Source organism: Paenibacillus sp. P4_A9, assembly GCF_056402415.1.
This window is the reverse complement of the sequence record NZ_JBFUHL010000030.1, coordinates 1-25,686: the sequence shown is the minus strand read 5'-3', so window position 1 is coordinate 25,686 and position 25,686 is coordinate 1. Positions and strand designations below refer to the sequence as shown.

Genomic DNA, 25,686 nt, shown 5'->3' with positions numbered 1-25,686 from the left:
TATTCGTCAATAGAGCAAGCGAACGACTTCATTTGTCGTTACGATGCTTAACGGCTGCGCCTCAAGCCTGTTATGCTTCCAATTGTGTTCGAACATAACCAGAATCGCCTGATTCTGTAAGAATGCCTTATTTAACATCGGCAGCAAATGAGTCGTAGGTTCGCTGAGATATGGAATATCTGCAAGTGGAAGCTGCTTACCTTGTTCATCTAATAGCACAAAGGAAGTTTCCGTCTTCTTGATTTCAGCAAATTGCAGCAGAACCACAGGGTACTTGTCCGAAAGTGGATTTTTAATCTGATTCTTCACTTGTTTAATGATTTCTGGGAATGACTTGTGAGCTGATGAACGGATTTTCTGAAAATCTTGTGAGTCGGCTTCGCGGAACGTCGCTTCCTCCCAACGCACCCTCGTGCTAAGCTCCCCGGGGTATTGTGCAAGTTCTTTCGCTTCGACGACTTGAAATACAGAATCTTCTTCACGTATGTATTTCGCTGCACGGAATGGCCGATACGTTCTTGTGAAGTGGAGCTGTCCGCTTTGTAAGTCCGACCAGTACCCTTCATCTATGAACTCGCCTCTCGCCTGATCCGTATAGGATCGGAAAGACAACTGCAATAATTCCGAGGACTCGCTGCGAACGCGACCATGCTCCCTCAGTTCTGCGATTTGCCAGGCATGCCCAATCCATTCTTCCAATGTTGATTCCGTATCCATAGGATGATCTGGATTTTCCAATCTACTGTTGAGGTACTCTCCGCTTTTCTTGATCAATGCTTGCAGTGTGCTAAGCTGCTCAATCACGTTTGAATACACGGTCTCCTGGTCTTCCTGCGCTCTTAACCGAAGCGTCAAATCACGAAGTGCCGTTTGAACCCCCGGGATATAATAGTTGCCGAGCTGTTTTGCCTGCTCTTCAGCGGTTTGCAGCGCCTTTTTGTCCAGGCTTCCTAGCCCTGACTGTACAAGCTGCAAGATAAGCTTCTCAGCAATGCTGATCCCTTCCAGCTGTGCAGCTATTTTCTTCATTAAAGCTGACTTGTTCGTCTTTCGCTTAGCAACTGGAGCATCTGGGTCGACAGGTTCTTTCTTCTTTTCCTCCCGCTTCTCAGCCTTTCCCCTTTTATCCACGATATCTTGTGGCACGGGTGCAGTGATGAAGGTCTTGCCTGACGTATAGGCATACATCAAACCTAGATTGTGTTTGCACGGAAACTGGCGGCTCGGGCATGAACAGCGGAATATGGGATTCCCCTCTCTCGCCACATCGACCGAACATTGATACGGGTCCTTTCCACTACCTTTACACTCTCCAAAAATAATCGTCCCGTCCTCCGACTGACAGAGCAGCGGAAAACTATTTTTCTTCACCAAATCCTTGCCGTTCTTGATCGCACCGCTATTCAGCGCCAAACTATCTACATACGACTCCGTTAAATAATTCATCTTGTACCCCTCATAACTTGGTTATAACAATAGTTTCCACACCATGCCTAATTTTCCTTTTTCATGGGCGTGGAATTAAAAAGAGGATACCCCCTATGACTTTTTGTACCACCTACACAACTAGGAGGTTGAAGCCAAAGAGGAAATCCTCACTTACTAAATGAATTCAATCCAAAAAAATCCTTTGTTGTTTGTGCAGTTGAATCAGCAACTTCCTCGATAGTTATACCAAGGCATACAGCAACTGTCGCTGCGATGTGAGGAAGAAAAGCAGGCTCATTCCGGCCATCCTGCGGCTTCACGGGCAAATCCCTCGGTGTAAGAAATGGGGCATCTGTTTCTAGCATTAACCGATCTAGCGGTACTTTCTTCACAAGTTCACGCAAGTGCTTGCCTCTACGTTCATCGCAGATCCAGCCTGTGATTCCGATATAAAATCCTAGCTGCAGATAAACATGAAGTTCTTCCAGAGATCCCGTAAAGCAATGGACAACAGCCTTATTGATTGAACCGACATACGGCTTCATAATACGAACGAAATCGTAGTGAGCTTCTCGCTCATGTAGGAAAAGCGGCATTTGCAGCTCGCAGGCAAGCTGAATCTGTTCCTCAAACCATTTCCGCTGTACATCGCGAGGTGAAAAATCACGGTTGTAGTCCAGTCCACATTCACCAATAGCAACCACTTGAGGCAGCTTCGCCAATTGACGCAGCTTATCAATCGTATGCTCCTTGCAATTACGCGTGTCGTGCGGATGTATCCCTGCCGTTGCAAATAATTTCCTAGGAAATTTACCTGCATATCGCGAAGCTTCTTCGCTACTTCTTATACTTGCGCCAGTCAAAAGGATTGGGGTCACTCCCAACGCAAGCGCCCTTGTAACCACATCATCGCGGTCTTGATCAAAAGAGCGATGCATTAAATTAACACCAATGTCGATGAGTTGATTAGTCATTGTGCTGCACCTTCTCTGCATTTATCATGTAACATCTCAATCACGTCCTATAATTAAATTCATATTTAATATCACACCAAAAAACCAACCTTCACATCCGTATCCTCTTTCATCCATGACATCGTCTGCCCTTTATGCAGATCTGACTTGAAGCTTGATTTCATAAGCACGGTCGAATCACCCTGCCCGGTTCATAAGTGCCGGATCAATTTCCCCCGGATAATTCGTTGTCCCAATGAGGAATATACCTTCTTTGGAATTTTCTTTCATTCGTTTTGTTCCTCTCTATTTCCTTATTATGTGGACGCAAAAAAGCCATAGACCAACATCGTCTACGGCTTAATCATGTCAAATTTAAACTAGGCTTACTCAAAGAGTATCTACGTATTCGTCACAAGTCCGGTTGAGACCGATGGTATGAATTGTTTTTCATTTGTCAGGTTATTTATAGAAATTTGATTGCGAATCATATCGTCGGCCTCCTTTCCATTCATTTACAAACATCTTACGTGTCTAACCTAAGAACTGTCAATCCATTTACGGCGGAAAGATTAATTATAATGATCATGCCTATTAATAAAATTTATCAATTAGGTTTACAGACCGAAGTTCTCGCAGCCCTCAAAACTCATATGACAGGAAACGTCAAACTTAGGAAATGGCATGTAATTGTTCGATACATTGCCTTTATCACCGCGCATCAGGAAAATCTGAAAATTATCCTTCTTGACTTTCGTGCTTGTAGGAATATAGCGAATCGTTAAGCCAGCACGTCGGTTCGGTGACAGGTTCGCCTTGGAACCATGAATGATATTCGGATGGTGGATGGAGACACTCCCCGATTTTAATACAAGATCTACGGCTTTGGATTCGTCTACGAATTTCTTCTCGATTTCAGAACTGAGAACATTTTCAACATCGAAGCTGCCTTTCATCTCTTGTAGCGTCAAATTATGTGTTCCAGGAATGACTCGTAAGCAACCGTTCTCAACCGTAGAATCATCAACGGCCAACCATAAAGTTATGACTTTCATCGGCTCCAAAGGCCAATAGCTTCCATCTTGATGCCAGAGGACAGGCTGGCCGGTAAAAGCTGGTTTACAAATATAATGGGAGGCAAACAAAGCAATGTCAGGTCCAATAAACGATTGAGCAATATCTAGCATCCGATCGTCGCTAACAAGTCGCAACCAGAATGGATCGTTATGAATTAAATTGGTATGGAGCTGCTCTGGACGAAGATCTGGATTTTTATTAATTAGCCATGAAATATGCGCTTGAGCTTCTTTCATCAAATTGGCATCCAGTACATCAGGAAAAACAAGGTACCCCTCCTTTTCATATTTTTCTACCAACTCTGAGTTTACTACCGCTGTCATGACCATCGACTCCTCATTAATATTGCAATATATTTCTTACTTCAAATTTACTAAAATAACTGTGCAATGTCTTTGTATAGGTATGCCCTTGTTTTGTACCAGTACGCCATCATATAATAGAAATGTTAGTTAAGAAACGGAGGTTGTCCCCATGAGCATCCATGATCTCAACACGTTCGCTCTCGAATTCCAAGTACCAGAAGCGGCCTTCCGTGTCCATTATTGGGGCGATATACCGAAACATTTTACCCATCCTCTTCATAAACACGCTTTCTTCGAGTGTTGTTACATAACTAACGGCGAGGGGTTCTATATCGATAATGGCGATCGTTACGATTTGTATCCTGGTGATTGCTTTCTCTCCAAGCCAGGTGTATGGCACCAAATAGAAGGCAACCCCGGTGTAGGCATTGGGCTGGTCTACTTTGCTTTTGAACTACTGGAGCAGAGTTCCTCTGCCGAGTTCGTAAGCGGCTATCACCGCTTGATGCAGACAGAACGAGTTCTGGTACAAGCTGAAGTACCGTCCACATCGGCAAATTTATGGCGAACGTTGATAAGTGCTAGACAATCGGGTGCAGGTAATCGGCAGATGGTCAAGCATATTGCTTTCTCCTTGATCTTATCCATTTTTCAATTATTTCTTGAACATGAAGACGATGAGAAAAGAGCGATCAAACCAAGCGAGTCGATCCTGCTGAATCAGGCTAAACTATATATTCGCGACAACTTATCAATACGAATCAAATTTCAAGATTTAGCCAAGCATTTACATATTTCTGAAAGGCAGCTCTCTCGTCTTTTTAAAGATGAGCTCKGTGAGTCATTCTCTGATTACTATCGGAAGGTGAAAATTCAGGTCGCAACCTTTCTTTTGAAAACGACAGGCTCCTCCTTAAAAGAAATCGCTGAATTAACGGGTTTCTACTCCATACACCATTTCACGAAAGCGTATAAAGAAGCTACAGGATTTAGCCCTGGGCAATTGCGTAAAATGTAAGCAAAAATGCCGTTTCAACAATAGTTTTTAAAATAAAACGCTCCAGCTTTTTTTTACATCAGTACGCCAACTAAAAAAAAAGCGCAACGGTATTAAACCGTTGCGCCTCTTTTGTATGTGACAGGGTACATGTCGCCCTGAGCGATATCGCCATCTTTACCGCCAGCAGCGATGAATTCATTGATCGAGATATATCGGACACTCTCATCGTCCCGAAAGGTCGTTTCGCCGGTCATTAAGTGAATCGCCGACGAACGGCGTACGCGATCCGATTTGTTTGGTCCGCTTCCGTGTATGGTCAAGCTGTGGTGGAAGCTGATTTGTCCTGCTTTCATTACGATAGGTGCAGTCCGAAAATTTTGCCCTTCAGGCACATTTATCCCCTGCTTGATTTTTTCTAAATTTTGTTCGTGAAAGTCACTGCCATTTAGAAGTCCCCAGTGATTGCTGCCTGGCACCATCTGCATACAGCCATTCTCTTCATCAACGTCATCGTATGCCACCCATGCCGTAAGGAGCGTCTCCGGGTTGTGGAAACATTGCCAATAGGTATAATCCTGATGCCAGCCGACGTTAGAGCCTTGTCCTCCGGATTGTTCTGGTTTAAGCAGCAATTGATCTGCCCAGAAACGGATTGTATCATTTCCCGTCAGAGCAGCAGCAATCTCGCCGATCACCGGATCGAGAGCAAGTGCGCGAATTGTTAAGTCGGCATAACTTGCCATATCTGTTTTGCGAAGCGTTTTCGGGTGGCCTTTCTCATAGCTCCATGCGACTTCAGGGGGCGTTCCGGTTTCGAATTCTCCCCGGTAAACTTTCTCCATTCTTTCGCGCAGTTTTGCAAGTCTTTCATCGTCGATAACTTTCGGAGATACCCAGTAGCCATTTTCTTTGAAAAATTTAACGTCATCTTCCGTTGGTATTCCATTCGCATTTGGCACTACAGCTCATCCTCTCGTCGCGAATTCACTCTCGCTTTAATACTATTATGACTTAATTGGGGACATTCTGTCTTTGTCTGAAAATATTCAATTTATCCGTTTGTATGATATTATTTAGATAAAGGTTGGTGATTACGTTGAACTCTACATTTGTTTGCCCTTTTGTACGATTCTCGATCCGTGTACCCTTACTCGCTGGCGATCGGTATGGCCCTCGGTTCTGTTATGTCCCTTCCATATATCTCATCGAATCGGGCTGTGGCGGCATCATCTACGAAGGCCGACCGAATCTACAGTTACAGCCAGGAACTTTGTTCTTCATCCAGCCTGGCGTATCCCACACTTGGGAGGTGGATGTAGATAGTCCGCTAACGTTTCGTTGTGTATTCTTCGAGTGGTCCTATCGACCGAAGTTTGGTGTACGGGTTCCCAGTGATTTATTGTGTCAACATACGGAGGAAGCAGACAACCGTTTATTGGACGAGCAGTTCGACTGTGGAGTTCCTGAATCGCTAGTCGTGGATTCGATCAGCGTATGGAAAGGATTATTCGAGGCGGTAATGTCTGAGTTCGAGGCTGTATCTCCCGATTTATCGGTTCTCGATCACGAGCATTATCCGAATTCACTAGCCATCACGGGTCATTTCCACCTCCTGCTTAACCAAGTCTATCGGTTGGCAAAGCGCCAGTCTGATCTCACAGACCCGCGTATAACCAAGCTCATGGCCTCGATGGAAAGGCTGGCAGGGGGTGAATACGAGGACGTCGAGGGTTGGGCGGAGAAGCTAGGACTCAGCCGCAGCCACTTCCATGCGCTTTTCCGGACGCATACCGGCTTTACGCCCAAGTGGTATTGGAATCGGTGCCGCATCAACAAGGCTAGGAACGACCTGCTTAGTACGAACGATACGGTAACGGTGATCGCAGATCGTTACGGTTTTTCTTCGGTTCATGCTTTTACCAAATTGTTTCAAAAGATGGAAGGCGTAGCTCCGACAGTCTTCCGTCGTCAATATCGATTGATCTAAAAAAAACAGCAGTTAACTCAAATAAGTTAACCGCTGTTCTTTATTTTTTTCCACCCCTAGCTACGAACCAGCTTCGTAATCCGCCCGTGCTGCGTCCATTCAGCAACATATACGTTGCCCTTAGGATCTACGCACATACCATGTGGGGAACTGAACCGATTGGTACGGAAGTAACTAGTCTCCAAATTCGGCCATCCTGGCTGTTTGTAAGCCTGTTGGTCTTCACCCAGATGAGTAATCAGCTTGTCATTTCGATCAAAGATCGTTATGCGGCTATGCAAATCCGGGAAATAGATCTCATCTCCAAAATAATAAAAATTGCAAGGCATATCCATATTCTCGTCAATAAATCGTTTGTGCTGGCCATCCAACGTAAAAACTTGAATCCGGTTGTTACCTCGATCCGCCACATAAAGTTCCGGCTCATTACCGCGCAGGTCGACAGATATTCCGTGTGGGCACTTCATTTTACCTGGTTCAGTTCCAGCGCCGCCCCAAGATTGGATGTATTCGCCAGTGGCTGAGTAACGGTGAATATAGCTCTGCCCATAACCATCTGCAACGTAGATATCACCATTAGGCGCAACAGCAACATCAGTAGGAACGAATTTTCTTTCGGTATCATAAATGTTCGGGAGATCCGGTGTGCCAAGTTCCATTAAAACTTCACCATCTAGTGTCGTCTTCACCATCCTGCCTGCGGTATCTGTTAGATAGAGAAGTTMRCGATCTCCTTCCTGATGCAAATAAAACCCATGGGCACCACCAGCATATTCATCTCCCCATGAAGATATGTAATTGCCATTTCGATCGAATTTCAAAACAGTAGGAGCATTGGTGTGGCAAATGTAAACATTTTCCTCTGAATCTACAACAATGCCATGCGTGTAGCCCAGTTGAATTGAATCTGGGACCTTTGCCCAACCTTCCTCAACCTGATAAACATGCGATCCACTTCCAATTTGTATCAAAATAGACATCCTCCCCAGTCATTGATCCTATTTTCTTATCGCCAGCAAATCATAACTATTTTCCTGACAAGCGCGTATCGCTGTCGCAGAATCATTATACGCTTGATTGACATCGATCGTATAGCGGAACTCGTAAAATCCGCCACTAGAAGCTTTAAAATTCGTGTCCCACTTATTGTTGGTAAGCCATGAATATAATGGCCCTGTTGGTTCGATATGGTCTGAGTAATCMCACTGGCGAAGCTTACCAATATGAACCATCGGGGCATCCAGTGTCGTAACCGATATGCCAAGGTCGTCTCCTACTAAAGAAGCACCGCTTTGAACCGAATAATAGTCGCAACACGCACCCGGTAGCTGATCGATGCACGGCCGAATAGCTGCACCTGCTTTATCCAGATACCATATTCCTTGCTCCGTTTGAAAAGGGAATGCCGTATACATACCATCTGGATCCAAGATGTTCTCCTTGTTCAATCTCACGGACAAGTCGAAGCGAGAGCCAGATCTGTAAAATTTAAATTCAACTGCATAGGAGTGCGCCCCGCGAATATCGTATTCGAACTCCCATGTCTCGTAGAAGCTATTGCTTCCCGTATTCGTAATTCGCTTAATAGTTCCCTGAAAAATTTCACTGCTAGGAACCTCACGACCGCTATAACCAAAGCCTGCCGCCTTCCCTCGGTTGCCCCCTTCAAAAATCTGGTACAAAGGTGCGCCTAGGCCAGCTGCTCCGTCCTCTAAAATTAAAGTATCGCTTGGCTTATAGATAAGGGTATGCACACCATTCGTATCGTCCCACTCCACGCGCAACACGTCATTCTCAAAGCGTCCTGCTCCTTTTAGCTCTTCGATTGCGGCAGCTACTTCAGCCTTAGGGGATTCACTGGCTACATTTATTAACTCGAGTTGGAATTCACGCTCCTCCATAGGTGCCATTTGGAGCTGGATACATAATTCTTGTCCTCGTAAGGAATGATTCACCCGTTCAAAGGGATATTGACGCCCCTCCCTATCGACCACACGAACCTCCTGTTCAAATATAGGGGATTCCCAGTAATCTAGCAGCAAATAAGCAAGCGACATTTTTGATTCAATCGAAGGATTCATAACCTTATACGTAAAATTCCTTCGAGCGGTAAAATTACCTTGGCCCTTGCCGTATAGAACTTTGTCTAAAGCGATGCAAGCGAGTTCATCCGCTTCAATCGCATACTTGGTTTTGCGTAAAAGCAGCTGCTGTACACGGAAATCATAAGGCCTGGTCAACGAGGCGGAGTGACCCCACGTATGCTCGGCATACAAGACAAGCGCATTCGTCGCAGGTTTCCATTCTTCTTCCGTCACATACTTCCGCTCCGGATCCAACCGTTCAGCCACCCGCTTCATACGCTGTGCGTTACGGAATAAGGATGTTTCCAGCGCCGTAGAGATAACGCCGTCTGTCCACCAATCGTTCCAATCACCGCGATAGACAGGAATATCAACCACCGCGGATTCCAAATACTCAAAATATTCAGCTAATGTTGCGGTGCGCAATTCAATCTGATCGCCATGCTTGTCGTTCCATTGCCGGATCAAATCACAATACGAGTCAGTCGGAGGACTGTTGTCGGTGTAAAGCCCAGATCCCATGATTGGAATAAATCCATACTCATAACCGGTCGTTCGCAGCCCTTCCACGAGTGGAAATAAGGATTTCTCGRCATACCTCATGTCCTGAATATCGACATATCGATAGGCATCTTCAATGGACATGCCCGGAATCAATGGATTGCCGATCATATTGTAGCCGGGCATAATTCCTAGTAAGTTAGCTTTGTGATACGTCAAACCTTGCCATACCAAAATGCGGTTCCCTTGCGGGGACTCCCAATAGAACGGCACGTTTGGTTTGCCAAAAGGACATCCGCCTTGATGAGTATTAATATTGGTAGATAAATATTTCACGCCCGCATCATACAAGGCATCCACCATTCCCCATGAGAACCCGTTCACATCGCAAGACATGGCACTGACCACGGAAATGCCTTCTCTTTTGGCAAACTCGAGCGCTGGCTTTAACGTATCTCTCACATGTCCCTCATCCAGAAGCTCGGATAAGTGCAGATAGAATGCCGTCAGTTCAATGTTTCCGCTCTTTAAAGCCTCAACCAGTTTGGCTCTTCCTGCAATGCCTGTTTTATTCAAATATTTCTCTACGGCCCAGAATCCCTCAAGCATAAACTTGAATTTGGTATTCTCGTCCCGTGATGATTGTTCTGGGGAAAGTGCCAGTTCAACAGCTTGCTCCACAAACTGCGCTTGATATTCGGTGATCACTTCCTGTCGTTCCGTATAGCCGATATCAATATGCGCATGTTGAATGATGAAAATAGTGAATGGTTTATTACGAGTCAAGCTATGTCCCCTCCATTTCGATTATAAGATCACTAAGATAATGGGCCCATTCATAAAGATGCGGACCCTCCATTTATGCTATGTTGTCCTAAAGGAAGGAATGTCGATATTCAGAACATCGCTCTGACGGAACGCTTTCTCTGGGGTATTCCATTCTTCTCCCCATTGAAGCCGGTACTGAAACTCGTAAAATCCGCCTACTGTCGCTTTGAAGTTCGTTTCCCAGTAGTTCGACAATACCCAGGCGTACAGGGGATGCTCAGTTTTACTGTCTTGCTGCCCTTGGAGGAACCTTAGCCCATGTTCGATCGGTCCCGTCTGAATGAGCGGCGTGTCGGGAGCTGATATAATAAGTCCGGTCTTGTCGTTAATAAAAGCTATCCCTTCCTGAATGGCGTAATAATCGAGACAGGTTCCCGGAAGCTGATCAATTCCTGGACGCACACTAGCGCCCATTTTGTCTAGCCACAATTGGTCTTCGCCTGTTCCCGTTCCGAAAGGCAGCGATACGTACACGTTCTCAGGATCCCATACGCTGTCTTTGTGGATACGAACGGAGACGTCAACTCTCGCAATATCCTGATACACCTTGAGATAAAGAGAATAATGGCTCGTTCCTTCGAGCTCAAATCTTAACTCAACGACACCATAGATATCACCTTTAGTGACGGTTCTCACGCCAGTTAAGTTTCCAATGTACCTGCGAACGTCCTGGCCTTTGCGGTTTCGGCCCATACTCCCCCGAACCTGTGCCATCTTATCTTCGGAAGGTGCTTTGGTTACTTCATAGACCGGTGTGAAAGCGCCATGTGAACGGTCTGAGCGGATAAAGTCGCGTCCAGTAGTCTTGTCAATCCAAGAAACAATCCCTTTGCCGCTATTCCAGCGAATACTTACGTATTCAGATTCGATGTGGTTCTCAGATACGATAAGCTTGCATTTGAGTATCTCTGCGTGAAGATCAATCAGATCGGAAATACGTTCTTGACCCATCAAACGTGTGCTGCTCGTCGTCGTTGGCTTCTTCGCGTCGTTCTTGCGTATACGGTAATACCGCTCTTCTTGCGGCGCAAGATCCACAACAATGGAAATTTGATTGCCGCGACTGACGACTTCCATCTGATGAGGAACGACGGATTCCCCGCCTTCTTCCTCGTATACTTCGTAACCATCCGGGAACATGGAAGGTTCATAGGCCTCCAAATATAAGTGTGCAATTCCCTGAATAGCATGTTCGTAAGGGTTGATAACTTTGTATCGAAAAGGGATTTCGGCAGATTGCAGCGCTTCGCCCCTTTCATGCAGTACTTCGTCCAGCATCGTGTATACGCTGCGGCTCGCGTTGGCCGCATACGCTTCTTTGCGGACGGCTAACGCGTGAACCATTGGATGCCACGGTTCGCGAACGGAGGAATGATAGCCCCATGTATGCTCGGCGTACATCATTAATTGATGTTCCGCTTCGGCAATCCGAATCGGATCGAGGGACGTACTGTCCTTCCCGAGTTTCTTGACCAAGCGCAGCGTCCGCTGAGCATCACGGAATACCTGAGTTTGCACGGCCGTCGAGGAGACGCCGTCCGTCCACCAATCGGGCCAATCCCCTCGATAAGTCGGGATTAACGCTGGTTGCGCGCGTACAAGGTCAAAGAACTGGCTTAATGTCGTCATCTCGATCTCGATGTAATCGCCGTGTTTCTCGTTCCACTGTTTAATAAATGACATAACGCCTCCGTTAGGGGCGGCATTGTCACGCAGTACTCCCATCACGTTAACGAGAGCGAAGTCGTAAGGATATTCCTCAGACTCCAGTTGCGACAGGTAGCGAGAAATTCGCGTCTCTGCCAGCTTCCAGTGGTCTTTCGCCGTACCAAATACTTCAAATTCATCTTGAATCGTGTACGACAGAGCGGCTCCTGGCGATAGTCCCAGATCGTTGCCTAACATGTAATGCTCACCGTTCCAGACAAGCAGCTTATCGCCTTTCGGTGTTTCCCAATAGAAAGGCGTCTGTTTGCGTCCGATGGCAAAGATACCATGATGCGCATGCACACAGGAGAGCAGATTGACAATTCCCGCATCATGCAGCGCCTGTGAATATCCCCAGCTATACCCGTTAATGTCAGCTGTCATCGCCGAATTGACCTTCAGTCCGATCGAACGGGCGTAATCTCCAGCCGCTTTGGCTTTCTTGGCGGCGATATCAAAGTCGATCAATTCGGTCATGTTCAAATAAGTGCCGGACAGCTCGATGTCCCCTCGCTTTAAAGCGACGGCGAACCGTTCCGCCTCTTCTGGCGTAGCTTTCTGCAGAAACTGCTCCACCGCCCAGAACGTCTCGCATGTCCATTTAAACCCTTGCCAATCCGGGCGTTCGCCAGAATGAGCCTTTTCGACGATCCGGATCGCCTGACGCACGTAATCGACATGATATTGCTCGATTTTTTCTTGTCTCTCAGTATACCCGATATCCGAATGTGAGTGATGAATGGCGTAAATTTTCCATTTGCGTTTCAATTCTAACATCGCTGCACTTCCTGTTCTACTTGTTTATATGCTATTTGTAACGATAAGCGATAGTACTTACATCTCTTTAAATCTACTTCATTTCTACTTTTAAGTCTTTGTACTAAAATGCCTAATATTTGTACGAAGACGCCATCATAATGCCGATGTCACTGCTGTGAGAGCATTGTATTTTTTAATTTACTCTTCAAGAATTACACGTAAATGCAGCATTTGTTTGGCTTCCAGCTTTACCTCAAGTGTTCCATGTTGAATATCCCGAATCTCCATCTGATTCTCTTCCAAAGCATTCGTCCTGAACGCCGTTTTAATTTTGCTAGACGGAAAGATCAGCTGTGCATTTACGGACTGTTCTGTGCAATTGCTAAGGCGGACAATGATACCTTTCCCCTCTTCAGCCGGCTTTACGTCAAAAATTTGCACACCAGTTCCACYTAGTTGAATAAATTGTCCGGAGACATCTTCCCTACAATTCATAACTGCCGTTGTGTATACAGGCGCTATGGCTTGTGCGGACGATTGCAACACGTTTGCCGGGTCAAAAGTTTGGAAAGTTGATAAATAATAGGTAAATGAATTAAATCCAGGTTGATGCGCTCGGAAGTTCGTTTCCCAGTAATTATTCATGGGCCACGCCAGCAATAGTGGACGACTGTCTCTATCGATTTTGTGATGCTCACGACCGAAATTAAAATCCCCCACCTGCACCAATGGCGCATCGGGACAAACCAAAGTAACTCCATGGCTGCCATCAAAGATAGATACGCTCTTATCCACCGTAATGTAATCTCTGCATACTCCTGGCAATTGCTGCTCATCCAATTCTACGATTTGACCAGCAGTATCGTAGATACAGCGCCAATCCTTCACATTCAGAGGTATAGCAAAATAGGTGCCTTCTGGAGTCGTAATATCTTGCTTCACATAGGAAACCTTCATTTCAATATCCGCACGGTAGCTAAAGAAAGTAAACCTCTGTTCCAATCGATCCATTCCTGGCGCTTCCCATTGCATAACTAAAGTAGCGTTATTCGCACTTCGCTCTAAGTGAAAAGACTTAAAGCGGGAATACGTCTCTCTCTTGGCATGCCAATCATGATTCCAATTACTGATGCTATTTTTACTTCTTTCAAAATCGCATGGGAATAACGTACTTCGATGAACTGGATCATGGATTGGATCTATCGTTTCTTGAACATATTGAAACAATGTCCATGGACTAGATACATCCAGCACTTCCCAATCGTTCAGCTTATCATACAAACTTAAGATTCTACCTTTGGAAGGATCAAAGATGAATCTATGGTAAGGCGTCTCGATATATCCGTTCTCACTCGTAATCGTTCCAGCTACCGCATGATTCACACTAAATTGGGCAACTATTTCATTCATCTTGCCTGGGTGTGACGCGATCTCATTCGCGAGATCCACTTTTTGCAGATTCTGAAATGGAAACTTGCGCCAACTGAAAGGAGCCAGTTCAACGATTCCGTAGCTTTCGCTTGCATGATTGCGGTCGTTGTTCATGAGCACGTGACGCATTCTGTCCGCGCTGAGGTGTCTCCCTTTGATCCTGAAACCCGATGGGAATTGAATATCATGTTTTACTGGTACGGATGAAGTGTTAACAAGCAATAATCCTTCTGGCTCTTCCGATTGGAGCGGATTATTCGCTAACCTTTCCATCTGGTTCCCTAATAAATAGCCAGTCAAGCTATTAGCCTGATACGCATAATGGGATTTATGCGACCATTGGATATCCACATTGAGATGATGAGGATTGTAGATGGAGTTGAATGCTCCCCAAGTGTGTTCATCATACAAATTGATTTGTTCCCAAGCTTGCTTTTTTAATTGTTGATGTGACTGATCCTCTTCCCCCTGAAAAGCTTCCAAGAGCTCTACCGCCCTCATGCCTTGCTTCGTTCGACGATTCAATTTGGTTTCTTTGGCAGAGCTGCCGGAACCGAAATTCCAATAATCCGTCCAATCCCCAGAATGCGTATGCAGCTGTGTCTCATGTTGCTTGACTCTTGCATATAATTGTTCGGGCGTAACGAATGTAATGGTCTGCTCTCGCCCCTCCCCATTCCAGATTTTAATGAGTTCTGCCAATTCACGATCTGGCGGGTTATTATCATAGAGCGGCAAATTCGTCGCGGTCAAATAAATAAAATCAAACGGATACTCTGGGTTCGCTTCAATTTTTTGCAAATACTTATTCAAGCCGTTCGCCATGATATTCGTATTTTTGGCGTTCACATCGCAAATTTCGCTGAAGAGTGCATAATGTTCGCCATGGAAGGTTAGCAGCTTACGGCGATCCGGGGTTTCCCAATGAAATGCGCTTGGTCTTGCAAATGGGATAGCGCCCATATGCATATTAATGCCCATAATAAAGAACTCAACGCCTGCATCCAGCAGCAATTGACTATACGGCCAAGGCTGGCCGTTAACATCATGATGAATCGCCGTCTTGATCTCGATATCGAATTGGCTTCGCAATTGGCTTACCGGATATAGCATTTTAGCCATTTGCTCCGCAGAACATAGTGGCGTAGTATGCAGATGGGAAGCGGAAATACTCATCTGACCTTTGTGTAGATAATGCTTGAATCGGTCAATCTGACTTGCTTTTGCCGTTTCCAGCCAACTCAGCACAGGATAGCTTGACTCGCAGGTCCAACGGAATTTGTTGACTTCTGACCAATCCTCCGTTAATTCGCACATGTGTAACGCTTGGTCGATATATTTCTTTTGTAATTCCAAAATGATCGGCTGTGCATGCGTATACCCGATATCCAAATGGCTATGATGTAGGACCAATACTTCTTTGATCTTTGGCATGCTTTTCCCCGCTTTCATAATTAGTTTCCTGTATTTATCTTAACAATCACTACCTCTAAAGAGATAGTTCCAAGAAATAAGAAATGGTTCAAAGCCGAAGTTTAAATATTGCGAATGAGTTTAAATAGTGCCGAATAAATCAACTTCGTATGTCAACATGTTACGGATATGCCACAACGTAAAAACCGGGTAGCGATATTCTCGCTACCCGGTCCTTAGAGGATCCTTCCTTCCATCCGGTTCTTGTCTTTTCAATTACTGAATGTTCACATCGTCAAAATATACCGTTCCAGTGTTCGACGTCCACCAGTCGCCCATCGAAATCTGAATGAAGCTTGTTACCCCAGTTGGAGAGGCGACTAGTGTGCCGTCAATATACATATCGACCTTCGTGCCGGACGTATAATCCCACTTGAATTCATGCCATCCTGTCGTTCTCGTGACTGATGTTGCTGTAAAAGTGCTGCCGAGACGTGTCACATACTTCGATGTGGATGTTGGCGTATTGACGCCAAGCGCTCTAGTTGCGATCCCGTCATTGGCATCACCGATCACTTGCATCGAGACATCGGAGGCATCATCGTAGAACCACATGGTTACGATTTTATTATCGCTAGCAGGAAAGTTGTGATAAATGACATCTGTATCTTGATTGATCACATAGCTGTAAGACCCTGAATGAGCTTGAGCTGTACTGAGTGAAGCCGTTCCTTTATATGTCGTCCAGTTGCCTAATCCATTCTCGAAATTATCGCTCGTGAATGGAGGATCCGACACACTAATATCATCAAAATATGTCGCTCCTGTGAATCCTGGAACACTCGACCACAAATCACCCATCATAATCACCTTGAAGTTGGTTACACCGGTCGGTGAGGCAACAAGTGTGCCGTCGATATACATATCGACCTTAGTGCCTGACGTATAATCCCACTTGAATTCATGCCAGCCTGTCGTTCTTGCAACAGAGGTCGCAGCATAGGTGCTGCCTAAGCGTGTCACATACTGCGTTGTCGAAGTGGGGGTATTGACGCCAATCCCTCTCGTTGCGACGCCGTCGTTCACGTCCCCGAGCACTTGATTCGAGGTGTTGCTGGCGTCATCATAGAACCACATCTTAACGATTTTGTTCAGGTTGTCGGTGTAGGAATGCACAATAGCGTCCATATCTTCATTGATCACATAACTATTTGATCCTGAATGTGCTTGAGCCGTACTAAGCGACGGGGTTCCTTTTCCTGGATATACCTCCCATTTGCCCAACCCATTCTCGAAACCATCACTCGTTAATGGCGAATAATCCTTTATCGTGACATCATCATAATATACCGTTCCTGAGCTGCCTGACCACCAATCGCCAAGCGAGATGGATTTGAAATTTGATACACCGGTTGGAGAGGCAACGAGTGTACCATCAATATACATATCGACTTTGGTACCTGACGTATAATCCCACGTGAGTTTATGCCATCCAGTTGATCTTGCGACGGCTGTTCCAGCCCATGTTCCTCCGATTTTGGTCACATAGATCGATGCCGCAGTTGTAGTATTTACACCAATCCCTCTACTTGCTACGCCATCATTCACATCTGCAACCGTCTGCATGGAGGTATCGCTGGCATCATCATAGAACCACATCGTTACATATTTATTATAATTGGTGTCGAATGTTTGACCAATGACATCCATATCTTCATTGATCATATAACTATTGCTGCCAGAATGCGTAACTGCTGTGCTGGTCGATGGCGTACCTTTGCCTTGAACGGCGGCCCAATTGCTAAATCCGCTCTCAAATCCGTCAGATGAATACATCGTTTGATAGACAATTGGTTCTGCCAGCACAAGRCCCGCGTCATCTACATAGGCTTCACCTGTTGCCGATGTTTTCTTAAAGTAAATTGTGGCGCTCGTACTCGATGAACCCGTTGTAAATCGGATCGTCTGAAAGGTCCAAGTGGAACTCGCGGAAGATGCCGTTACATCTGAACCGCCGTAGCTTTTCACACCCAGTGCAGCTGTTTCGCCAGCAGGTGTTCTTATCCACCCTCCAGCTATATAATCCGTATTCGGTTGTAAGCCAGTAATCGTCTGCTCGACACCGTCTACACCTCCGCTTAACTTCACGCCATAATTTTGAGAACGGGACATGCCTGCGTTAGCAGCCTTCCCCCAGTGACCATCTAGCATGACGACGGCATTATTGGCATCCGTCTTCGACCAAGCCGTTAGGTCGCCTTTCTCAAAACCTCCGTTTGTGACTCTATTCATATACGGTGTAGTGATAGACGAATAGGTCGGGCTTGGCGAACTCGAGAAATTATGACCTGCCGTCCAGTCTGTTCCTCCATACTCATAGGCTCCAATATCTGGTGCACTTCCGACATACCCGTCTGTAATGCCAGGGACCACCATACCCGTATCTACTGCACCCGAAGTCGATAGCAGATGATAATCGCGTGTACCTTCATTCACAAATCCAGGTGATGCGGTGAGATTATACCCATATTTGGAATACGCAGCAGTTTCCGCATCGTACCCTTTGATAATATTGTTGAAAAACCGATCCCCGTACATATCCGTTGCAAACGGATTGCCTGTAGCATTAGCCTGAATAGTTGTCGCACCCGTCCAAATCGTGTTGTTATAAACCAAATTATAACTGGAAGGAATATTAAGTTGGAGCCCGTCGTTGTTCCAAGTCACATTATGATGAATAATAAAGTTGGTCGTATAATTGTCGAGGTAAATACCAGGTTTTCCAACGGACGCTTTGTTATCGTGTACATAATTGTGATGAATTTCCGTGTTTTGACCATCCGTATTTGGTCCATACAGCATGCCAAGGTCATTCGTCAACCAACCGGCATTGAAAATATTATTGTACTGAATGCGATTAGCGCTCATACCACCGAAAAATACAGTAACCCTGCCGGCATCGCTCACGGTATTGTGGCTGATCAGGCTGTTTGCCCCTTGAAGGTTCACTAGTCCCTCCCAGGAAGGAACATATCCGCCGTCATGGATATAACTGTTAATGATATTGTTGTACGAGCCTCTTACTGTAACTAAGCTCCCCGAACTATAAGCAAGCTCGCTGTCGCGGATTTCATTATAACTTCCGTCCAAGTAGATACCTAGGCCAGTTTGCTCATAAGCCGAAGTATTTAATTTCGTATGAGAAATGTATTTGCTCACAATGCCTTGTAGCAAACAATGATTCGTAAGACTATCCATTTTGATCCTGGAGGCAATGGTTTGAATACCTTTAATATCTACATACCCCTTGCCGGACAAGTCGAAAGCGTCAATCCTCTTCTTCGCTTCCACCGCATGGGTGGATGGGCTCCCCCCGCCTGGGGACCATAGATACAATTCAGAAGCAGCCGCATCGTACCACCACTCCTTCTCTGTATCCAAAGCCCCCTTGATGCCAGACAAGTAATATTTATTGCCGGAATGTATATTATAATAGCCGTTTCCAAATCCGGGATAATTAGTGGTCAATGTCAAATTCTTAGCAGCAGAATTATAAGCGGTAACAGTAGGTGTCCCAACAATCCAGCCGTCTCCACCGGTTACCCATACGGTTGCTCCGGTCCAAAAACCATCACCGCCAGGGAGATTTCCGTCTACAATACCGTATTGGTTCGTGCCTGATCCAGCTGTTGCTCTTGTGGGTTGCAGTAAGGTTCCGGTCTGATTTGGCCATCGAGCTTCATCCATCAACGCTCCATCAACAAACACCTGATTGCCTGCGCCCAGGCTCCAGTTCATGGACGCCTTGTAAATATTGCCGCTGTCCAGTGTCCATCCCGAGACTAGGTCATTACCGCTAACGACGACTGTCTCGCTGTTGTAGTTCTGATAAGTAATTTTGTTGCCTGCCGTGCCGGAATTTGCGGGGGTCACTGTCTCCCGATAGGTACCACCTCTGATGTAGACAGTGTCACCGACTTGCGCAATATCAGCGGCTTTCTGAATCGTTTGGAAAGGCGTGCTTAGCGAGGTGCCATCGTTGGAATCGCTTCCACTAGTGTCTACATAATAACTAGTTCCCGTCGCGCTGACGGTTTCAGGTAGAATTGCTGTAAACATGGAAGTGACGAGTGTTGCGGAGAGAAGGAGATTCCTTACTTTGTTTTTCAAATCGCTGTTTAATCCGAACATAGTACCATCGCTCCTCTTTCATTTTTTTGTGCGTTTTAAAGCAACAAAAAATCTTTTGTGAGTGCTCTGAGCTGCTCGATCTATATACCTTTAATCACACCTCCCTTCCATCATGTCAATGCAAATCATATAATGAATATCCAGCTCGGGGACTTTAATGGTAAGTATGGAATCCTCGATGAGATACTCAAGCACCTGATTAGAAGGCTCCAGGGTTACACTGCTTACTTGCTGCTTATCTCTCATCCGTAGTCGGAACTCCATGCCAGATACAGGAACGACTTCTTCCATATGAATCATTTGGCCTGATCGCTTTTGAGCAAAATAATTAACGAAGTGCACGATGATCCGATCTGCCCCTGTTGTGCCTATGGGTTGCCGCATGACCGACATCTCAACATGAAGAGGTTTGCGTACCTGGATTAGCGGAATGCTATCTTGCCATAAGATAGCCAGGCAATTATCAATCCAAGACCGCAATAGACGATGTCCCTCTTGGTAATAGAGGGCGAAGAGATCCACGGAAACGTACATCGCTTTACCTTTTCCATATTCATTCAAAGTTATTGCAGGGCCAGCAATCGAATCACCTGCAGGTGCTGCACCAAACACCGTATACTGCCGCCAATTCTCGCGGCTCTTCACGCCGTTGGCCCAGACATCCTTTACGGGCTCGATCAGCTCTGCAAGAATGGACGCCGTATGCGGACGGACTTTCGTAGCGACTCCCCATGCCTGTAGAAGATTAGGCTCGACGAGTCCCTTTTCCAACCAGTCCGTCGACGGCTTCAAGTAATGAATGGGGGCGGGGAGTTCGCCGTCACGTTCAACTCCTAGCAAAGCAGCAAGCGGATCTTCCGATCGCCCCCGTCCACATTCGTCATACAAACCTGTACGCCCAGTCACCAGCAACTTACCGCCCTCGCATACATAGTGTTCAAGTGCCTTAATTGTTGTTTCATCCAGGATCAATTGGTCAGGAATGATGACACACGATTGCTCTGCCAACTGCTCGGACAGCGTCCGTTCGTCATAAATCAGGTGTTGATAGCCGAGCTCGATCAGCGCCAGATGCGCCCCGTTCACTCGATCGGTACGAGCTAGCGACCGCTGATCTATGGCGTTGGCTCTTCCCCAATCCACACCGCCTACGGGTCCTATCACATTAGAGGCCGCACTAGCGAGTATGGCCATATCCGGAACTGGCGCCGCTGCAACGACGAAGGGCTCGCGCTCCCGCACAAATCCATACACGTCCCGCAAAGCTGCGTACACAGAAGGCTCCAAAGTTCCATCCGGATTGGGTTGATCAGCAAAAACACATCGCGCACCTACCGCGAGCATCGTGGCCGCCTCAGCTTTCCAATCGGTTGGCGAGCGATACTGCCACTCCCCCCAAGCATGGAACCGCTCGTTCATGAATTCGAACGGCAAGCCCAGGGTCGACTGGTATCTCCCCTCTCTGCTAAGAATCATACTGTGGTTCCCTCCCATAGGAACTGGGTCACAAGACAAATAAGTCACGCCCATTTGCTGGGGAGACAACCATTCCTGTACCTGACTTTGATCCGTAGAAGGGACCCCGAAATAATATTTGCCCAAATTGTTATCCGCGATATTGGTATCCGGTTTGACTGCTCTTACGGCATCCGTTATCTTACGGACGTAACTGCCGATTTGGCCTCGGCGCCATATTCGCCATGCCAGCCAATCCTCGTCTTGTAGTTCTTCCTGCGGGCTCGCTTGAGGCATAACTGGAAGCGCACGCCCCGTGTTTTCCAAATATTGCGCATGGCAGTACTGACAATAACATGGCACGTCGATCATCCAACAGCCTGCATCTATCCATACGCCATCCGGCTCGTGTCTTGTAACCGCTTCTTGCAACAACGGAACGAAATACCGATCCATGTACGGTGAGGAAATGCAAATGTGCGAAGCATCATGAGCCAGCCATGCTCCCCTTGGATGCGATCCGTCTGGAAGTGTTATTAACCAATCTGGATGTGTATCGACAAGGTGAACTGAGGTTAAGGCATTTAAATACAGCGTCACTTTAAGTCCCTCATCTTTAAGCGCGCTGTTCATCAGCCCCGTATAATCACTTTGCAGCCCCGGATGGCGGGGCGCAATTTGAGAGGGATAAAACGCTTGACCGTAATGGTCATAAGCGAAAATTTCTACTGCTTCAATGCCCGCTTCCTTAAACATCCGCGCTTGACGACGGGCCTCCTCCTCCGTGAAAGCAGAAGCAACGCCAGTCATCCAAGGCGGTTGGTGATAATCCAAGTGGAGCTTGCGGTATGTCGTGTCCATCCAATTGTTATCAATTTTCATAAATAATCACCTTTCTCATGAATGTTCGACTTCAAACCGACATACCGATACGACTTCCGATGCAGGGTTTTGACAGGACAATACCACACGATAAAATGAATTCGTATGCGAAGCACTCTGTACAGGTTCTACATCAGCCGTCCACTGATCAGGATTATAGATCAGCGTTACGGTGTTCATCCGTATACGTCCAATTCCTATATCTTGGGGCAGAACACTGCTTATGAACACTTCTTGAAAGGATTCAGGCACTTTAGAAAAACTTGCCTTATCCGTAATGATTAATTGTGGATTCTCTTTCTCCGGACGTCTCCATATAAATTCTCGAGTAAGCAGCTCCAACGAATCGCAATCGTATGCCTTCGTTAAATCCAGGACAAGCTCAACTTCATCTTCGGAAGTCTGACTAGAAATAAGATTCGCACGATACTGTTTGCCAAAGCTCTGTCTGTAACCGTCTACAATAGGAACCGAATGTCCATGAGAGCCTGCGTTTATCATCTCGTACCGGTATTGGGGTTGAAAATATTGTTTGGTATATAGATATACGTCCCCGAGACCGATATCCGCGAGCACGTTTTCACCATCCACATGCAAAATAAAATGACCCAAATCATTATGATTATGCGGTTCTTCGTTATGTCCGCCTTTGGCTGCAAATGCGGACAATCGTCCATTGGATCTCTTTACTTTCGAAATGACCCACTGATTCCCGGTGAAAATCCGTTCTTGCACTTGGTCTCGATCTCCCGCTGAAACCGATGAATCGGAGTCCGGTGTCCAGAGCATAAGCCTTGCAGCATCAATCCAACTATTCGGGGCTGGGGCCGCTTGGTATGCCTCGGAAGGCAATTGGAGCGCAGGCACATAGTCTTGCAGACGATGAATGAGTCCGATATTGAATTTAACCATATCCGATGAATCCGAGAAATTGACCACTTTCCCATTGGATAGCATGCATAGTTGCGGGAACTCCGAAATCCTTTCGACCTTCTCGTCTGTGAGAAGCGAGATCTTTCCATGCGTGCGTTCTTTCAATAATTCAGCGAAATAAACAAAAGGAGTGAACCCCCCCTGCGCATATGCGGGTCCTTCTGGTGTCGCACCTTGCTCGTCAAAGCCAGTGAAATAATTCCGAAGCACACCAAGTACGCGCCATAACATACCTTGAAGCTTTTCACTATCTTCGATTAAATAAATGGCTGCAGCTCCAATACAAGATGCGCAGCAAGCTGGCCAATTGTTCGTTTTCAGCTCCCAGTTTTGTGGGTACGGGCTATGAAAATAGACCTGAAAAATACGACGTTCGATCTCTTCCTTCACCCGATGAACGACCCAGGGATGCAATTTCTCTTTATGTAAGTGAACGATTTCCGCGAGGGCAAATGCGGTGACTCCAGCAAAGAGGTCAACGGTTTCACGAGGCGGAATGGGTTGATCCCAGATGCCATTCGGATAATCATTATGATATAAGCCCACATGGGCAGGCAATACCCACGTATACTCGTTGCATATGGTCCAAATCGCATTGTTAAGCGCCGCTCTCCATTCTTGTTTATCTTCCGTCATGAGCAACATGCTGAACGTATGAAGTCCAGCATACAACTGATTCCACTTCGACTCGTATATGCTTCTGTCGCCCGTATCGCCGAATAAGGCAAATTCAGAAAATAGCGGTGATCGGACGGGATTTTCTATAATTTGAGCTGCTTGTTCCTCCAACTTTCCCCAAAAAGCAGCATACTGGTCATTCGATCTAACGCGTTTCCACCGTTCTGGCACCCTTGCCTCCGCAAAAAAGTCGTGAGGCAAGTGCTGCGTTTCCTCCAAAGCATTCTTAAGCTGCCTAAGTGTCAATTGATTCAGCATTGTTATCCCTTCTCTCCCCAATAATCAATAATGAGGGAACCAAATACTTCTGGGTCCCTCATTATTAGTCATGCTATTATTTTTGTGTGCTGCGCCATGCATCAATTTGTTTTTGCAGTTCGGCCATTACTTTATCAGCCCCGGCTGCTTTCCGTTTATCCAAATAAGCCTTCAAAGTTTTATCCGTATCGTCAAGACCATTGTTAAGAATAGCGCCGTATTCGCCAGCTGCCGCATTCAATTGAGCTAGTTCATTCTCGACTGGTTTGCGATCGAATACGAAACTGATGAGTGGGTCAACTAGTGAAGAGTCATTCAACTTCTTGGTTTGGTCCCAAACGTCGTCGATTTGCCCAGGTATTACGAAGCTGTTAAATTCGTTACCGAACAACCAGCCTGGCAACGCGTAACCATCCTTCTTCTGCTCAATTCGGTTTGCAGACACTTTCGTATAATCCTGTCCTTCAATACCAAATTTCAGTAAGTTAAATAGATCTTTATTCGTATCAATTAGGTTGATCAGCATCATAGCACGCTCTGGATTTTTGGATGTCGTGCTAATAGCGTTTAACGTACTGGTTACAGAACCTTTACTAATAACCGACGGACCGACAGGGATCGTCACAACTTCAAATCCATAAGCATTCTTAAGGTCGGCATCAGTACCCGGTTTGAAACGGTTATAACGGCTGAAAACTTTACCGGCCTTAATTAAAGATAATTCATCTTTCATTGTAGCTACGTCCTGCGGGAAAAATCCTTTCGTATTCCACTCTCTCAAGGTCTTGTACTGATTTACCAATGTCTCCGGTGAGGAATATACTTTCCATGTTTTCGTATCGACATTGAAGCCGCCTTCAACAGCTGGTACATATTCATTGAATGGCATTACACCATATCTTTCTGGAATGACATCCTTTTCTCCGTCTTTAATTGTCTGGAAAAGTGGAGTAAAATCAGTCATTGTTTTTGGTTTAGTTAAGTCGATCTTATATTTATCGACAAGATCCTTCTTAAACCACATGCCAGGCTGATCCCCCATAATTTGATTGTTCGGAACTCCGTAAATTTTCCCGTTGACTTTGACCCCATCCCAAATTTCCTTCTTGAACATGTTCTTCAAGTCTGGATATTTGTTCAGCAGATCGTCGACTGGAATATAAGCTCCTTTGATGGCATTGTCAGCATATTTATTGCCAATCCAGCTTGCAGCAAAAGCGATATCAAACTCTTCTCCGGAAGACATGACGAGCTGCATCTTGTTATCGTAATCACCGGGATTGATATATTTGAACTCAAGCGTTGCATTGATTTTGCTGCTAATGATTTCATTGGCTTTTTGCATGACGGCAGCTGCATTTTTTGGCTCCGCGTTTCGGATATACCAAGTCAGCTTTACAGGCTTTAACGCTTCCACTTTCGCAGTGGCAGCCGCACTTGCTGCAGGACTTACCGCAGGGCTCGCCGTGCTAGTCTCATTCCCTGAGTTAGACGAACAACCCGACAACACCAAGCCTAAACTCATTACAGAAGCAAGTGCAATGGACAATTTACCTTTTCTGGAAACCATATTAACCCCTCCATCAATTGTTTATATTCTCAAAACCAGAATCCAAGATTCTAGTCTTAATTCGAATTCAAGTTCAACCCTTTACCGAACCAACTGTTAATCCTTTAGCAAAATACTTTTGGAAGAACGGGAATACAAACAACATGGGCGCGATCGCCAGGATACACATCGCCATACGGGTCGATTCTGTCGGAAGCTCTTTTAATGTCGCCATATCAACCTGCGCACCTTCTTGCATTCTTGCAT

At 45.9% G+C, this 25,686-nt stretch carries 14 protein-coding genes and 1 pseudogene; 2 read left to right on the top strand and 13 right to left on the bottom strand.

Annotated elements, in window-relative coordinates; translation table 11 throughout:
* Window positions 1-6: 6 nt before the first annotated feature.
* The 4 genes and pseudogenes from AC1DVJ_RS18605 to AC1DVJ_RS18590 all read right to left on the bottom strand — a co-directional run bounded on the left by AC1DVJ_RS18605 (window position 7) and on the right by AC1DVJ_RS18590 (window position 3,781).
* Window positions 7-1,446 (bottom strand): SWIM zinc finger family protein, encoded by a 1,440-nt coding sequence (locus tag AC1DVJ_RS18605; protein WP_477592724.1) that lies wholly within the window; start codon window positions 1,444-1,446, stop codon window positions 7-9.
* Between the two features lie 149 nt (window positions 1,447-1,595).
* On the bottom strand, window positions 1,596-2,402 hold the full coding sequence (locus AC1DVJ_RS18600) for a TatD family hydrolase (RefSeq protein WP_477592723.1): 807 nt from the start codon (window positions 2,400-2,402) through the stop codon (window positions 1,596-1,598).
* 180 nt (window positions 2,403-2,582) lie between these two features.
* Window positions 2,583-2,660: pseudogene (locus AC1DVJ_RS18595) on the bottom strand (hypothetical protein); the annotation flags it as partial.
* 338 nt (window positions 2,661-2,998) lie between these two features.
* The gene (locus tag AC1DVJ_RS18590) at window positions 2,999-3,781 is read right to left on the bottom strand and encodes a phytanoyl-CoA dioxygenase family protein (protein ID WP_477592722.1); all 783 of its coding nucleotides are present in this window, start codon (window positions 3,779-3,781) and stop codon (window positions 2,999-3,001) included.
* 151 nt (window positions 3,782-3,932) lie between these two features.
* Here AC1DVJ_RS18590 and AC1DVJ_RS18585 point away from each other — a divergent pair, with 151 nt between their 5' ends.
* Window positions 3,933-4,781: an AraC family transcriptional regulator gene (locus AC1DVJ_RS18585; RefSeq protein WP_477592721.1), complete on the top strand. Its 849-nt coding sequence runs from the start codon at window positions 3,933-3,935 to the stop codon at window positions 4,779-4,781.
* 92 nt (window positions 4,782-4,873) lie between these two features.
* Here AC1DVJ_RS18585 and AC1DVJ_RS18580 read toward each other — a convergent pair whose 3' ends face one another.
* Window positions 4,874-5,722: a phytanoyl-CoA dioxygenase family protein gene (locus tag AC1DVJ_RS18580; protein WP_477592720.1), complete on the bottom strand. Its 849-nt coding sequence runs from the start codon at window positions 5,720-5,722 to the stop codon at window positions 4,874-4,876.
* 137 nt (window positions 5,723-5,859) lie between these two features.
* On the opposite strand from AC1DVJ_RS18580, the gene AC1DVJ_RS18575 reads away from it, so the two are divergent.
* Window positions 5,860-6,750, top strand: a complete 891-nt coding sequence (locus tag AC1DVJ_RS18575; RefSeq protein WP_477592719.1) for an AraC family transcriptional regulator — start codon at window positions 5,860-5,862, stop codon at window positions 6,748-6,750.
* A gap of 56 nt (window positions 6,751-6,806) precedes the next feature.
* Here AC1DVJ_RS18575 and AC1DVJ_RS18570 read toward each other — a convergent pair whose 3' ends face one another.
* The 8 genes from AC1DVJ_RS18570 to AC1DVJ_RS18535 all read right to left on the bottom strand — a co-directional run bounded on the left by AC1DVJ_RS18570 (window position 6,807) and on the right by AC1DVJ_RS18535 (window position 25,440).
* Window positions 6,807-7,721, bottom strand: a complete 915-nt coding sequence (locus AC1DVJ_RS18570) for an NHL repeat-containing protein (protein ID WP_477592718.1) — start codon at window positions 7,719-7,721, stop codon at window positions 6,807-6,809.
* Window positions 7,722-7,748: 27 nt separating this feature from the next.
* On the bottom strand, window positions 7,749-10,121 hold the full coding sequence (locus AC1DVJ_RS18565; RefSeq protein ID WP_477592717.1) for a glycoside hydrolase family 38 N-terminal domain-containing protein: 2,373 nt from the start codon (window positions 10,119-10,121) through the stop codon (window positions 7,749-7,751).
* A gap of 78 nt (window positions 10,122-10,199) precedes the next feature.
* Entirely contained in the window at window positions 10,200-12,647 is a 2,448-nt protein-coding gene (locus AC1DVJ_RS18560) for a glycoside hydrolase family 38 N-terminal domain-containing protein (RefSeq protein ID WP_477592716.1), read from the bottom strand.
* A 180-nt stretch (window positions 12,648-12,827) separates the two neighbouring features.
* The gene (locus AC1DVJ_RS18555; RefSeq protein WP_477592715.1) at window positions 12,828-15,494 is read right to left on the bottom strand and encodes a glycoside hydrolase family 38 N-terminal domain-containing protein; all 2,667 of its coding nucleotides are present in this window, start codon (window positions 15,492-15,494) and stop codon (window positions 12,828-12,830) included.
* Between the two features lie 255 nt (window positions 15,495-15,749).
* Entirely contained in the window at window positions 15,750-19,664 is a 3,915-nt protein-coding gene (locus AC1DVJ_RS18550) for a right-handed parallel beta-helix repeat-containing protein (RefSeq protein ID WP_477592714.1), read from the bottom strand.
* A 90-nt stretch (window positions 19,665-19,754) separates the two neighbouring features.
* On the bottom strand, window positions 19,755-22,001 hold the full coding sequence (locus tag AC1DVJ_RS18545) for a beta-galactosidase trimerization domain-containing protein (RefSeq protein WP_477592713.1): 2,247 nt from the start codon (window positions 21,999-22,001) through the stop codon (window positions 19,755-19,757).
* Between the two features lie 15 nt (window positions 22,002-22,016).
* Window positions 22,017-23,870, bottom strand: a complete 1,854-nt coding sequence (locus tag AC1DVJ_RS18540; RefSeq protein WP_477592712.1) for a heparinase II/III family protein — start codon at window positions 23,868-23,870, stop codon at window positions 22,017-22,019.
* A 76-nt stretch (window positions 23,871-23,946) separates the two neighbouring features.
* Window positions 23,947-25,440 (bottom strand): ABC transporter substrate-binding protein, encoded by a 1,494-nt coding sequence (locus AC1DVJ_RS18535; RefSeq protein WP_477592711.1) that lies wholly within the window; start codon window positions 25,438-25,440, stop codon window positions 23,947-23,949.
* Between the last annotated feature and the right edge of the window lie 246 nt (window positions 25,441-25,686).